The organism is Pseudonocardia sp. DR1-2, from assembly GCF_023717215.1.
GTDB classification, from domain to species: domain Bacteria; phylum Actinomycetota; class Actinomycetes; order Mycobacteriales; family Pseudonocardiaceae; genus Pseudonocardia; species Pseudonocardia alni.
Window position 1 is genome coordinate 294,064 of record NZ_JAMQOF010000007.1, and the last position, 13,296, is coordinate 307,359.

Below are 13,296 nucleotides of genomic sequence, written 5' to 3' on the forward strand. Positions count from 1 at the left end.
GGGCGGCACGGGGAGCGGTGCTCGCCGTCGTCGCCGCGCTCGTGCTGGCTCCGGCCGCCGGGGCCGCCGGGGCCTCCGGGCAGGTGTCGACGGCGCTGGCCGGCCCGGCCGAGACACCCCCGTCCGTCGCCCGGCTGCAGCACGCCCCCGCGGCCGCCGCGGAGCCGCCCGGCACCCTGCGCGAGCTCCTCGCGGCGATCACCGGGTCGGCGACGGCCGACCCGCTCGACCTCGCGCCCGGCACGCTCGCCGTCGACCGGGAGGGTGAGGAGGGGCTCGCCGTGTCCTGGGCGCTGCTGGACACCGGCGACGGCCGCTGGACCGGTTCCGCGGACGCCGCGACCCGCCGCAGCGAGGCCGAGTCGACGATCAAGGCCTGGCTGGCCCTGGACACCCTGCGGGCCGCCGCGCAGCGGGGCCGCCCGGTCCCGCCCGCCGTACGTGCCGACATCGCCGCCGCCGTCCGCGCCTCCGACGACGCCGCCGCCGAACGCCTCTACCGGGCGCTCGGCCGGGACGCGAGCACCGCGCGGCTCGGCCCGGAGTGCGGGGTGACGGTGTCGACGTCGCGGCCCGGGTGGTGGTCGTACACACAGGTCAGCGCGCTCGACGCCGCCCGCGTCCTCGCCTGCGTGCGCGAGCGCGCCCCGGCCCTGCCCGGCGGACCCGAGCTGCTCGCCGACCTCGACGCCGTCACCCCGGACGGGCGGTCCGGGATCCGGCCCGTGCTGCCCGGCGCCGTCGCGGAGAAGAACGGCTGGACCCTGCACGGCGGCGACGGCTGGAACGTGCACTGCGTGCTGGCCTGGGAGGACCGCGCGCTGGCCGTCCTCACCACCTACCCGGGCGGGCTCGGGGTCGAGCACGGCTGGCAGGTCTGCCGCGACGTCGCCGCGGACGTGCTCGCCACCTCCTGAGGCGGACGGTTTCGACGGGCCCGGCACCGGGAAAACGGTCGATCGCCCCGACCCGACGAGAGGTGGACGATGACCGGCTTCTTCGGCCCCGGCGACCCCCGCGGCCCGGTGCACCGGATCGACCTGACGCGGCTCCTGAGCGGCGGTGCCCGCGAGATCATGGCCCGGGCCGCCCAGGAGGCCGCGGAACGCGGTGACACCGACCTCGACGCCACGCACATCCTGCTGGCCTGCGCTCGCACCGACTCCACCCGCGGCTGGATCGCCCGGGCCGGCGGCGACCCGGACACGATCGCCCGCATCCTGGAGGAGCGCCTGCCACGCCCCGGCGGCGGCCACGACGCGGGGCGGCCGCCGTCGCTGACGCCGTCGGCCAAGCGCGCGCTGCTCGACGCGCACCAGATCTCCCGCTCGCTCGGGTCGAGCTACATCGGACCCGAGCACCTGCTGCTCGCGCTCGCCGCCAACGAGGACTCCGCCGCGGGCCGGCTGCTCGCCCGCTCCCGGTTCAGCCCCGGCGCGATGACCCCGCAGGCCCCCGCCGGGCCGGGCGCGACGGGCACCCCGGACCCGGGCGCGGTCGCGGACACCGGCACCCCGACCCTGGACCAGTACGGCCAGGACCTCACCGAGGCCGCCCGCGGCGGTCGGCTGGACCCGGTCATCGGCCGCGCCGACGAGATCGAGCAGACCGTCGAGGTCCTGTCCCGCCGGACCAAGAACAACCCGGTGCTGATCGGGGAGGCCGGGGTCGGGAAGACCGCCGTCGTCGAGGGGATCGCCCAGCGCATCGCCGACGGCGAGGTGCCCGACACCCTGCGCGGACGCCGTGTCGTGCAGCTGGACCTGGCCGGGGTGGTCGCCGGCACCAAGTACCGCGGCGACTTCGAGGAACGCATGCGCACGCTGATCGAGGAGATCCGGTCGCACAGCGACGCGCTGATCGTGTTCATCGACGAGCTGCACACGATGGTCGGCGCGGGCACCGGGGGAGGGGACGGCGGCGCGATGGACGCCGGGAACCTGCTCAAGCCCGCGCTGGCCCGCGGCGAGCTGCACGTCATCGGCGCCACCACGCTCGACGAGTACCGCCGCCACATCGAGTCCGACAGCGCGCTCGCCCGCCGCTTCCAGCCGGTGCTGGTGCCCGAGCCGTCGGTGGAGGACGCCGTCACGATCCTGCGCGGCCTCGCCGACCGCTACGAGGCCCACCACCAGGTCCGCTACACCCCGGACGCGCTGCGCGCGGCGGTGGAGCTGTCCGACCGCTACGTCACCGACCGGTTCCTGCCGGACAAGGCGATCGACCTGCTCGACCAGGCCGGCGCCCGGGTCCGGCTGCGCACCCGCACCCCCACCGTGGACCGGCGGGCCGTCGAGCAGCGCCTCGACGCGCTGCAGCGCGACAAGGACCAGGCCGTCGCGCACGAGGACTACGAGAAGGCCTCCCAGCTGCGCGACGAGATCACCGCCGCCCGCGAGGAGCTGGCCGCCGACCCCACCGACCCCGACGGCCGCGCACCCGTCGTCGGCGTCGAGGAGATCGCCGAGGTCGTCGCGCGCTCCACCGGCATCCCGGTCGCCCAGCTCACCGAGGCCGAGCGGGACCGGCTGCTCAAGCTGGAGGACGAGCTGCACCAGCGCGTCATCGGGCAGGACGCCGCGGTCACCGCCGTGGCCGAGGCCATCCGCCGCTCGCGCTCCGGGCTCGGCGACGAGAACCGCCCGGTGGGCAGCTTCCTGTTCCTCGGCCCCACCGGGGTCGGCAAGACCGAGCTGGCGCGCGCCCTGGCCGTCGCGCTGTTCGGCGAGGAGGACCGCATGGTCCGCCTGGACATGAGCGAGTACGGCGAGAAGCACACCGTCGCGCGGATGGTCGGCGCCCCGCCCGGCTACGTCGGCTACGGCGAGTCCGGCGAGCTGACCGAGGCGGTGCGCCGGCGGCCCTACTCGGTGCTGCTGCTCGACGAGATCGAGAAGGCGCACCCGGACGTGTTCAACACGCTGCTGCAGGTCCTCGACGACGGCCGGCTCACCGACGGCCAGGGCCGCACCGTCGACTTCCGGCACACGGTGATCATCATGACCTCCAACGTGGGGTCGGAGCTGATCACCGGGCACGGCACCACGCTCGGCTTCGGCCCGGCCGCCGGTCCGGGCACCACCCCCGCCGAGCGGGAGGACGCGGTGCTGCGCGACCGGCTGATGCCGCGGCTGCGGGAGGTCTTCCGGCCCGAGTTCCTGAACCGGATCGACGAGACCATCGTCTTCCGCCGGCTCGAGGCCGAGCAGCTCACCCGGATCACCCGGCTGCTGCTCGACGACACCCGCGACCGGCTCGGCCGGATGGACATCGGCTTCGAGATCAGCGACGACGCCGTCGCGCTGCTCGCCGAGCACGGGCACGCCCCCGAGTTCGGGGCGCGTCCGCTGCGCCGCACCATCCGCCGCGAGCTCGACAACCCGCTGTCGTCGATGCTGCTCGACGGGCGGATCGGCGCGGGCAGCACCGCCCGGGTCGGCGTCGAGGACGGGGCGTTGAGCATCGAGTCCGTGGTGGTCCCCACCGGCTGAGCCCGGGCCGCGAACGCTTCACATGCGAATGTATGCATGTATGGTGGCCGCATGGGGCACGGACACGGACACGGCGGCGGGTCGGGCCACGGGCACGCCGGGGCGGGCACCGACCGCCGCCGGCTCGCGACGGCACTGGCCGTCACCCTGGTCACGGCGGTCCTCGGCGCGGCGGGCGCGGTGTACACCGGCTCGCTCGCGCTGCTGGCAGACCTCGGCCACCTGCTGACCGACGCCGGGGCGCTGGTCGCGGCGCTGATCGCCAGCGTGCTCGCCGCCCGCCCGGCGACGACGTCGCGGACCTACGGGATGGGCCGGGCCGAGGTGCTCGTCGCCGCGCTGAACGCGCTGACCCTCGTCGCGGTCGTGGTGTGGGTGGGCGTCGAGGCGGTGCAGCGGCTGTTCGTGCCCGCGGAGATTCCGGGCCTGCCGCTGCTGGTCATCGGCGTGCTCGGCCTGGTCGGCAACCTGGTGTCGCTGGCCGTCCTGGCCGGCGGCGACCGCGGGAACATGAACATGCGCGGTGCCATGCTGCACGTCCTCGGTGACGCCCTCGGCTCGGTGGGCGTGCTCGCCGCCGCCGTCGTCCTGATGACGACCGGCTGGCCCTACGCGGACACGATCGCCTCGCTCGTCATCGTCGCGCTCATCCTCCCGCGCGCCGTGGCGCTGCTGCGCGAGGCCGCGCACGTCCTGCTGGAGGGGGCGCCCAAGGGCATCGACGCCCACGAGGTCAAGGCGGCGCTGCTGGCCGTCGAGGGAGTCGCCGACGTGCACGACCTGCACGTGTGGGCGATCAACGACCGCACCCCCGCGATGTCGGCGCACGTCGTCGTCGACGAGGAGGTCTCCGCGCACTGCGGGGACTCCTCGGTGCTCGACCGCGCCGGGCACGAACTGCGCGAGCGGTTCGGGCTCGACCACTCCACCCTGCAGGTCGAGCACGCCGCGCACACCGGGCACGAGAACCACTGCGGCTGAGCCGCGGTGATCCACCGCCGCCCGGGGTAGTCCGTGGAATGGCGCACCTGTTCAGCCCGTACACGCTCCAGGGCGTGACCCTGCGCAACCGCATCGCGATGTCGCCGATGACCATGTACCGCTCACACGACGGGCACATGGGCGACTTCCACCTCATGCACCTCGGCGCCCGGGCGGCGGGCGGGTTCGGACTCGTCTTCGGCGAGCAGATCGCCGTCTGCGCCGAGGGGCGCACCTCGGTGCACTGCGCCGGGCTCTGGCGCGACGACCAGGTCCCCGGGCACGCCCGCACCGTCGCCATGGTCGAGGCGATGGGCGGGGTCGCAGGGATCCAGCTGGCCCACACCGGCCGCAAGGGCAGCGAGCAGCTCCCCTGGGAGGGCAAGGCCCAGCTCCCGCCCGAGCATCCCGACGGCTGGCTGACCTCCGGACCGTCGCCGGTGCCGTTCGGCGGGCCGAAGCACGACCACGCCGTCCACGAGCTGACCGTCGCCGAGATCCACGGTCTGCACCGCGCGTGGGCCGACGCCGCCCGCCGTGCCGCCGAGGCGGGCTACCGGTGGATGGAGCTGCACTTCGCCCACGGCTACCTCGGGTCGAGCTTCTTCTCGCCGATCTCCAACCGCCGCACCGACGCCTACGGCGGCAGCCTGGAGAACCGCGCGCGGTTCCTGCTGGAGGCGCTCGACGCCGTCCGCGGGGCGTGGCCGGAGGAGTACCCGCTGACCATGCGGCTCGGCGCCGACGACCTGCACCCCGACGGCACCACCTTCGACGACGCCGTCACCGCGATCGGCTGGATGCGCGAGCACGGCCTGGACCTGGCCGACCTGTCCTTCGGCGGGAACACCCCCGACTCGCGCGACGCGATGCGCGGCGAGCAGGGCGCGTGGGTCGATCGGGCCCGGCGGATCCGTGCGGAGATCGGCATCCCGGTCGCGGCGAGCTGGAACCTCGGTGTACCGCAGACCGCCGACGAGGCCGTCCGGTCCGGCGCCCTGGACGTCGTGTTGCTGGGCCGTCCGGCGCTGGCCAACCCGCATTGGCCGGTGTGGGCCGCCCGCGAGCTCGGCCATGACGACCCGTTCTCACTCGTCCCCGACGACTACGCCTGGTGGCTGCGGAACATGCGTGGCCACACCCCGAGCATCGGCTGGCCCGAGCCGCGGGTGGTCCGGTGAGTGCACGGGCCGTCGCACCGGACGGGACCGGAATCGGGTTCGACGTCCGGGGGAGTGGCGAGCCGCTCGTCCTGCTGGCCGGGCAGGCCAACGCGCGGCACTGGTGGAGCTCCGTACGCGAGGGCCTCGCCGGGTACCGCACCGTCGCCGTCGACACCGCCGGCACCGGGACCAGCGACGACGCGGCCGACCACGACTGGAGCACCCGCCGCTTCGCCCGCGACGTCGTCGCCGTCCTCGACGCGGCTGGGATCGGTCGCGCCCACGTCTACGGCACGTCGATGGGCGGCCGGGTCGCGCAGTGGGTGGCCGCCGACCACCCCGACCGGGTCGGCGCGCTGGTGCTCGGCTGCACCACCGCGGGCGGACCCGGCACCGTCGCGCCCGACCCGGACGTACCGCGCCGCCTGGCCGAGCCGGCGACCCACGCCGGCGAGCTGCGCCGCCTCATGGCCGGCCCAGAGATCCTGGACCCGCTGCCCGTCCTCGGCGACGACACGATGAGTCCGGCTGCGCGGGCGGGCCACCGCCGCGCGAGCGCACGGCACGACGCGTGGGACGCGGTCGCCACGATCACCGCCCCGACCCTGGTGCTGCACGGCGGCGACGACGAGCTCACCCCGCCCGACAACGGACTCCGCCTCGCCCGGCGCATCCCCGGCGCCGAACTCGTCGTGCTGCCCGGGGCCCGGCACGCCTACTTCCTGGAGCGGCGCGCGACCGACGAGGTACTGACGTTCCTCGTCCGGCACCCGCTCCCGCCCGGCTGAGCCGGCCGGGCCCGCGGTACCGGGCTCAGCCCGCCAGGTGCGACCACCGCACCGACAGCTCGTCCCAGGTGCCCTCGTCGGCGACCCGCCCGCGGTCCAGCACGACCACCCGGTCCGCCCGGGCCAGCGCCGCCCGCTTCGTGCTCGCGCCGACCACGGTGCTGCCGCGGCGGCGCAGCGCGGCCCACAGCTCGATCTCGGTGCGGACGTCCAGCGCGGAGGACACGTCGTCGGCGACGATGAGCTCGGCGCCGGTCGCCAGCGCCCGGGCCATCGCGACCCGCTGCACCTGCCCGCCCGACAGCCGGATGCCCCGGTGTCCGACGACGGCGTCCGGCCCGCCCGCCGCGGCCACGTCCCGGTCGAGTCGGGCGTCGCCGACCGCGTCCTGCACCGGCCGGTCGTGCCCGAGGGCGATGTTGTCGCCGAACGTGCCCGAGAGCACCCGCGGGACCTGCCCGACGTAGGCGACCTGCCCGGGACGCAGGAACGTCTGCGGATCCTCGACCGCGCGCCCGTTCCACCGGATGACGCCCTCGTGCCCCACGAGCCCGGCCAGGCCCGCGAGCAGGCTGGACTTGCCCGACCCGACCTGGCCGGTGACCAGCACCAGCGAGCCCGCGTCGATGTCGAGGTCCACACCCTCGACGCCGACGGTGCCGTCGTCGTGCACGGCGGCGACCTTCTCCAGGCTCAGTCGCTGCAGCGGCTCGCGCTCCACCGGCCCCGGGGCCGGCGCGGCCCCGGTGGCCAGGTTGACCCCCGGCGGCAGCCGGGTCAGGTCCGCGGGACCCGCGAACGGGGCGACGGCCCGCAGCCAGCGCCGTGCGATCGGGGCCTCGGTGACCGCGGCCGCGCACACCTGCCCGAGGAACCCGGCCCCGTTCAGCGTGGTCGACACCAGCAGCGCCGTCGCCAGCGGCCAGGTCCCGGCCAGGTACAGCGACCAGGTGAGCACCACCGCGCCCTGCAGCAGCACACCGGGGACACCGTCGAGCAGCGTGCGCACCCGGTACTCGCGGACCGTGGCCCGGACCCGGTCGCCGTCGACGGCGCCGAGGTGGGCCCGCAGCGCGCCGGTCGCGGCGGCGAGCTTCACCGTGCGCACCGACTCCAGGACCGACCCCAGCGCGGTGCCGAACCGGGCCCGGGCGTCGGCTGCGATCCGCCCGGAGCGTCCCGCGAACGGCGCCCCGATCGCCGCGACGCCCGCGCAGACCAGCAGGAACCCGCCGATGACGGCGGCCGCCCGCACGTCGGCCGCCACCAGCCCGGCCACCACGACGACGACCACCGAGTTGGTGACGTCGACCCAGCGGTCCACGTAGAGGATCATCCGGTCCGAGTCCAGCGCCCGCGCCACGACCTCGCCCGCGGGGGAGCGCGGACCACGCCGTTGCATGGTCTGCCCGCGCAGCACCCCGAGCCGCAGCCGCAGCGTCGTCGCGGACCACCAGCGCGGGTAGGTGCGGAACGCGACGGCGATCCACACCGGGAACAGCATCAGCACCACCGTCAGCGCGACGGCGGGCCCCCACGGCGTGCCGCCGCCCTCCAGCCCCGCGACGACGAGCCCCCACAGCCAGCCGGTGAGCACACCGGTGGCCGAGCCCAGGGTGGCGAGGGTGAACATCGACCCGCCGGCCAGCCCCCAGCGCGGGTGGGCCAGCGCCAGCCGCAGCACGACCCGCCACAACGGGGGAGCGGGCACCGGGTCCACGGGCGGCACCGCACGCCGGACCGCCCGGTGCAGCAGCGGCGACCCCGGGTCGGCGACGGCGACCGCGTCGTCGCGCCGCGCCGTCGCGGGCCCGGTCCGGACGGCGCCGGCGGCGCCCGTGGCCCCGGGCAGGGACCGGTCCGCGGCGAGCAGGTCGGCGTAGCGGCCCGGCTCGGCGGCCAGCTGCTCCCGCGCACCGTGCTGGACCAGGCGGCCGTCGGACAGCACCGCGACGGCGTCGGCGCGGCGGATCGTCGACAGCCGGTGCGCCACGACGATCCCGGTGCGGCCCGCGAGCAGCGCCCGCGACGCGCGGGTCACCCGCTCCTCGGTGCGCGGGTCCATCCGCGCGGTGGCCTCGTCCAGCACGACGACGGCGACGTCGCGCACCAGCAGCCGGGCGAAGGCCACCAGCTGCTCCTCGCCGGAGGACAGGGCGATCCCGCCGGTGCCGAGGCGGGTGTCCAGGCCGTCGGGCAGGGCCTCGACCCACTCGTCGAGACCCAGCGCGGCCGTCGCGGCCTCGACCGCGCCGCGCGGGACGGCGGGGTCGAACAGGGTGACGTTCTCCGCGAGCGTCGCCGCCAGGATCTCGGTGCGCTGGGTGACGACCCCGACCGCGCGGCGCAGCCCGTCCAGGTCGAGATCGCGCACGTCGACCCCGGCCAGGAACACCTGCCCGCGCGGCGGCTCCACGGCGCGCGAGAGCACCTTGGTGACCGTCGACTTCCCCGAGCCGGTGCGGCCGAGCAGCGCGCACGTCGTCCCGGCCGGGACGGTCAGGTCGATCCCGCCCAGGCGGAACCCGTCGTCGTACCCGGCGGTCAGCCCGCGCAGCTCCACCGCCGCGGGCCCCGGCGGCAGCGGACGGCCGCCCTCGGGCTCCCGCTCGGTCTCCAGCATCGACGACACCCGGGTGAGTGCGCCCAGACCGGCCTGGATGTCGGGCATCCGGTCGACGACCGCGTCGATCTGCCCGACGAACGCGGTGACCAGCAGCCACAGCGTGACCAGCGCGGCGATCCCGCCCGGGTCGCCGGCGACCAGCCACACCCCGCCGAGCGCGAGCGCCCCGAGCAGCGCGTGCGCGACGGTGCCCGTCCGCAGCCCGAGCCGGGTCGCGATCCGGCACACCTCGTGGGTGCGTGCGACGACCGTCGCGGCCCGGCGGGCGAACCCGGCCACCACGTGCGGCTGGCCCAGCGAGGTGCGCACGTCGTCCTGCCCGGCGACCGCCTCCTCCAGCTGCGCCGCGTGGTCCGACCAGGCCGTCTCCTCGGCGACCTTGGCCCGCGCGATCTGCGGCGTCAACGGCCGCGCCACCAGCACGATCACGGCGGCGACCAGCGGGAAGACGACGAACGCCGGCCAGAACACCAGTCCGGCGACGATCCAGGCGACGACCGAACGCAGCAGCGAGCGGCCGGTCTCCCAGCCGATCCGCCGGATGAGCTGGGCGAGCTGGCGGCAGTCGTCGTCGACCCGGTCGAGGAGCTCACCGACCGCCTGGTCCTCCAGCGCGGGCAGCGGCTGCGCCAGCGCGGACCCCACGAGGTCCGACCGGAGCCTTCCCTCCGCGCGCCCGACCACCCCGGAGAACAGGACCCGGCCCAGGGTGTCCAGCAGGGCGGCGCCCAGCAGCAGCGCGGCCAGCACGGCGACCAGGGTGGCCGTCGGCCCGCTCACCACCGCCCCCACCACGGTCGCCGCCGTCGCCTCGGCCACCGCGGCCACCACCGCGGCGCCCACCGCCACGACCGACACCGGTCCACCCAGCCGACGCCAGGACAGCGCGCGCACCTTCGACACCCCCGACGAGACCGCGCTACGGGATCTCCGGCGCCGTCGGTGATCGACGTTAACCGCGACCCCCGACGGAATCGCCCGGTTTTCGGCGGCCCTGCCCCCGATCGGCCGGTCGAAACCGGATCGGGCGGTGCCCCACACGAAGCGGTCGACAACGCCCCGAGGGGGCGCGGCCGGGCCCCCGGTGTCCGCATGCTTGCCCCGCAGCGACGCGTGGAACACGAGGGGGAACCGATGGGACCGTGGTCGACCAGGTGGGCCGGGGGCGCGCTCTGCGCGGTGGCGGCACTGGCACTCACCGCGTCACCGGCGCTGGCCGAGGACGCACCCGTACCGGAGCCCCCCACGTTCACCAGCACGCTCACCGCGACCCTGACCCCGGACGCGGTCCGCGCCGACGACGGCGCACCGGTGCCCGGCCAGCAGGGCGCGAGCGGACAGTTCACCCTGCGCCTGAACAGCCAGCAGGACATCGTCTGCTACGACATCCAGATGACCGGGGTCACCCCGCCGTTCAGCAGCCCCGCGCGGACCGCCACGCACCTGCAGGAGGGGCAGCCGAACGAGTCCGGCAACCCGCGGATGGTCTTCCCGGACCCGCAGGGCCCGCCCGGCGGCCCGATGACCAGCAAGGGCTGCCTGCAGGGGCCGTTCACCACCGGTGTGGTCGTCGGCGGCGTCGACACCGGCACCGGGTTCACGGTCAAGGACCTGGAGGCCAACCCGGCGGCCTGGTTCGTGGACACCCACACCGAGCAGTACCGGACCGGCGCGGTGCGCGGGCAGCTGTCCAAGACGGGCTGACGGCGCTGCCGGGGCCGATGAGTCCGCGGCCCCGGCACGGTCGGTAGGGGGACGGACCCTCGACCCACCGCGGGAGACACCATGACCGGAGCGGCCACCACCCCGTCGCCGACCTCGAGCGGGCACCTGCCGGTCGACGGCCTGGACCTGTACCACGAGGTGTACGGCGAGCTCGGGACGTCGCCGCCGCTGCTCCTGCTGCCGGGTGCGTTCATGGCCGCCGGCTCGATGGCGGCGTGGGCGGCCGGGCTCGCCGGCGACCGCACCGTGGTCGTCGCCGACATGCAGGGCCAGGGCCGGACACCGGACGTGCCCCGTGCGCTGTCCTACGAGCAGTTCGCCGACGACGCCGCGGCGCTGCTCCGCGGCCTGGGCGTCGGCCGGGCGGACGTGATGGGCTACTCGCAGGGCGGCGGCGTGGCGCTGCAGCTCGCGCTCCGGCATCCGGACCTCGTCGGCAAGCTCGTCGTGATGGCCGCGACGTTCCGCCGCGACGGCTGGTACCCCGCCGTGCACGCCGCGATCACGGGGATGGACGCGACGACACTGGCCGGCTCGCCCGTCGAGACGGCCTTCCTGGAGCACACGCCGGACCCCGTCGCGTTCGCGGCGTGGGTGGAGAAGGTGAAGGTCCTCAACGCCGAGGACCAGGAGATCCCCGACGACCGGATGCGTGCGATCACGGCCCGGTCCATGGTGATCGTCGGCGACGCCGACGGCGTGCGGCCCGAGCACGCGGTGGAGATGTTCCGCCTGCTCGGCGGCGGTGACGAACGGGCCGCGGCGACCGGGATGCTGCAGGAGGTCCCCCGTGCGCGCCTGGTGGTGCTGCCCGCGACCTCGCACATCGGCCTGGTGGGGGAGTCGGCGACCCTCGTGCCGGCCGTCACCGCGTTCCTCGACGACGTCGCACCCGCGACGCCGGACCTGTTCTGACCGCGGACGACGAGGGCCCCGCCGGATCGTCCGGCGGGGCCCTCGTCGTGCGACGGGTGGTGCTCAGTCCAGGTAATCGCGCAGCACCTGGGACCGCGACGGGTGCCGCAGCTTCGACATCGTCTTCGACTCGATCTGGCGGATCCGCTCGCGGGTCACGCCGTAGACCTGGCCGATCTCGTCGAGCGTGCGCGGCTGGCCGTCGGTGAGACCGAAGCGCAGCCGGACGACGCCCGCCTCGCGCTCGGACAGCGTCGCCAGCACCGACTGCAGCTGGTCCTGCAGCAGGGTGAAGCTCACCGCGTCGACCGCGACGACGGCCTCGGAGTCCTCGATGAAGTCACCGAGCTGCGAGTCGCCCTCGTCGCCGATGGTCTGGTCCAGGGAGATGGGTTCCCGGGCGTACTGCTGGATCTCCAGCACCTTCTCCGGGGTGATGTCCATTTCCTTGGCGAGCTCCTCGGGAGTGGGCTCGCGCCCGAGATCCTGGAGCAGCTCACGCTGTATGCGGCCGAGCTTGTTGATGACCTCCACCATGTGCACCGGGATGCGGATGGTGCGGGCCTGGTCGGCCATCGCGCGGGTGATGGCCTGCCGGATCCACCACGTGGCGTAGGTCGAGAACTTGTAGCCCTTGGTGTAGTCGAACTTCTCGACCGCACGGATGAGGCCGAGGTTGCCCTCCTGGATCAGGTCCAGGAACGCCATGCCGCGGCCGGTGTAGCGCTTGGCCAGCGAGACCACGAGCCGGAGGTTCGCCTCGAGCAGGTGGTTCTTGGCGCGCTCGCCGTCCCGCACGATCCAGCGCAGGTCGCGCCGCAGCTGCGGGGACAGCTTCTCGTTGGACTCGAAGACCTTGCGGATGCGCTCGGCGCCGTAGAGGCCGGCCTCGATGCGCTTGGCGAGCTCGACCTCCTCCTCGGCGTTGAGGAGCGCGACCTTGCCGATCTGCTTCAAGTACGCGCGGACTGAGTCGGCCGAGGCGGTGAGCTCGGCGTCCTTGCGCGCCTGGCGCAGGGCCTCGGACTCCTCCTCGTCCCAGACGAAGTCCGCCGACTTCTGCTGCGACGCCCGGGTGGTCGGTGCCACCCGGTTCTTGCCGGTGTTGGTCTCGTCGTCGGAGTCGTCGTCATCGTCGTCGTCGGACGACTCGTCGGCGGTCTCCTCCTTCGCGGCCTCGGCCAGATCGGCCTCGATGTCCGAGGCGTCGACCTCGCCGTCCTCGAGGACGACCTCGTCGCCGTCGGCGTCCGGCTCGTCGCCGTCGGCCTTCTTGGTGGAGGCCTTCTTCGGGGCGGCCTTGCGCGGGCCGGTCTTCGGCGCGGCCTTGGTCGCCGTGCCGCCCGCCGCGGCGGGCTTGCGGGTGCGTGCGGCCGGCTTCTTGGCGGTGCCGGTCGTCGCCGACGCGGTGCTCGTGGTGCCGGAAGTACGGCGGCTGCGGGATGCGGTACCCGACGTCGGTTCGACGGTCGAGTCGCTGCGTGCTGCGGAGTCTGCGGCTGCCACCTGGGCCCTCTCGCTACGTGCGCTGGAGTCGTTACGCGGCCCGGTCGCGGCGCGCTCGTCGGGGGAGACGAGGCCACGACGGCCGGGATGTCCTGTCCTGC

General features: G+C 75.2%; 8 protein-coding genes and 1 pseudogene. 7 read left to right on the top strand and 2 right to left on the bottom strand.

Translation table 11 applies throughout. From position 1 onward, the window contains the following. Positions 1-17: 17 nt before the first annotated feature. The 5 genes from ND486_RS22035 (at position 18) to ND486_RS22055 (ending at position 6,423) form a co-directional block, all read left to right on the top strand. Positions 18-917: a hypothetical protein gene (locus tag ND486_RS22035; protein WP_251786401.1), complete on the top strand. Its 900-nt coding sequence runs from the start codon at positions 18-20 to the stop codon at positions 915-917. Positions 918-986: 69 nt separating this feature from the next. Next, a complete protein-coding gene (locus tag ND486_RS22040; RefSeq protein WP_251786402.1) occupies positions 987-3,491 on the top strand; it encodes an ATP-dependent Clp protease ATP-binding subunit in 2,505 nt (834 codons plus the stop codon). Positions 3,492-3,542: 51 nt separating this feature from the next. Next, positions 3,543-4,472: a cation diffusion facilitator family transporter gene (locus ND486_RS22045; protein ID WP_251786403.1), complete on the top strand. Its 930-nt coding sequence runs from the start codon at positions 3,543-3,545 to the stop codon at positions 4,470-4,472. 38 nt (positions 4,473-4,510) lie between these two features. After that, positions 4,511-5,653, top strand: a complete 1,143-nt coding sequence (locus tag ND486_RS22050) for an NADH:flavin oxidoreductase/NADH oxidase (protein WP_285899068.1) — start codon at positions 4,511-4,513, stop codon at positions 5,651-5,653. Then, positions 5,650-6,423 carry an alpha/beta fold hydrolase gene (locus ND486_RS22055; RefSeq protein ID WP_251786405.1) on the top strand — a complete coding sequence of 258 codons (774 nt, stop codon included), beginning with the start codon at positions 5,650-5,652 and terminating at the stop codon, positions 6,421-6,423. Before ND486_RS22050 ends, ND486_RS22055 begins: the two co-directional genes overlap by 4 nt. Before the next feature lie 25 nt (positions 6,424-6,448). Here ND486_RS22055 and ND486_RS22060 read toward each other — a convergent pair whose 3' ends face one another. Then, complete coding sequence (locus ND486_RS22060; RefSeq protein ID WP_251786406.1) at positions 6,449-9,952, bottom strand: ABC transporter ATP-binding protein; 3,504 nt, start codon at positions 9,950-9,952, stop codon at positions 6,449-6,451. Positions 9,953-10,183: 231 nt separating this feature from the next. Here ND486_RS22060 and ND486_RS22065 point away from each other — a divergent pair, with 231 nt between their 5' ends. Together ND486_RS22065 and ND486_RS22070 are read left to right on the top strand one after the other, a co-directional pair. Then, positions 10,184-10,753 (top strand): CHRD domain-containing protein, encoded by a 570-nt coding sequence (locus ND486_RS22065; RefSeq protein ID WP_178375081.1) that lies wholly within the window; start codon positions 10,184-10,186, stop codon positions 10,751-10,753. An 81-nt stretch (positions 10,754-10,834) separates the two neighbouring features. Then, the gene (locus ND486_RS22070) at positions 10,835-11,689 is read left to right on the top strand and encodes an alpha/beta fold hydrolase (RefSeq protein WP_251786407.1); all 855 of its coding nucleotides are present in this window, start codon (positions 10,835-10,837) and stop codon (positions 11,687-11,689) included. A gap of 63 nt (positions 11,690-11,752) precedes the next feature. Here ND486_RS22070 and ND486_RS22075 read toward each other — a convergent pair. Continuing rightward, positions 11,753-13,213, bottom strand: a pseudogene (locus ND486_RS22075) (RNA polymerase sigma factor); the annotation flags it as partial. Positions 13,214-13,296: the final 83 nt, after the last annotated feature.

Excerpts from the sequence above, each read along its gene's own strand:
- ND486_RS22040 (WP_251786402.1), top strand. The coding sequence starts at position 987 with ATGACCGGCTTCTTCGGCCCCGGCGACCCCCGCGGCCCGGTGCACCGG.
- ND486_RS22045 (WP_251786403.1), top strand. The coding sequence starts at position 3,543 with ATGGGGCACGGACACGGACACGGCGGCGGGTCGGGCCACGGGCACGCC.
- ND486_RS22050 (WP_285899068.1), top strand. The coding sequence starts at position 4,511 with ATGGCGCACCTGTTCAGCCCGTACACGCTCCAGGGCGTGACCCTGCGC.
- ND486_RS22065 (WP_178375081.1), top strand. The coding sequence starts at position 10,184 with ATGGGACCGTGGTCGACCAGGTGGGCCGGGGGCGCGCTCTGCGCGGTG.
- ND486_RS22070 (WP_251786407.1), top strand. The coding sequence starts at position 10,835 with ATGACCGGAGCGGCCACCACCCCGTCGCCGACCTCGAGCGGGCACCTG.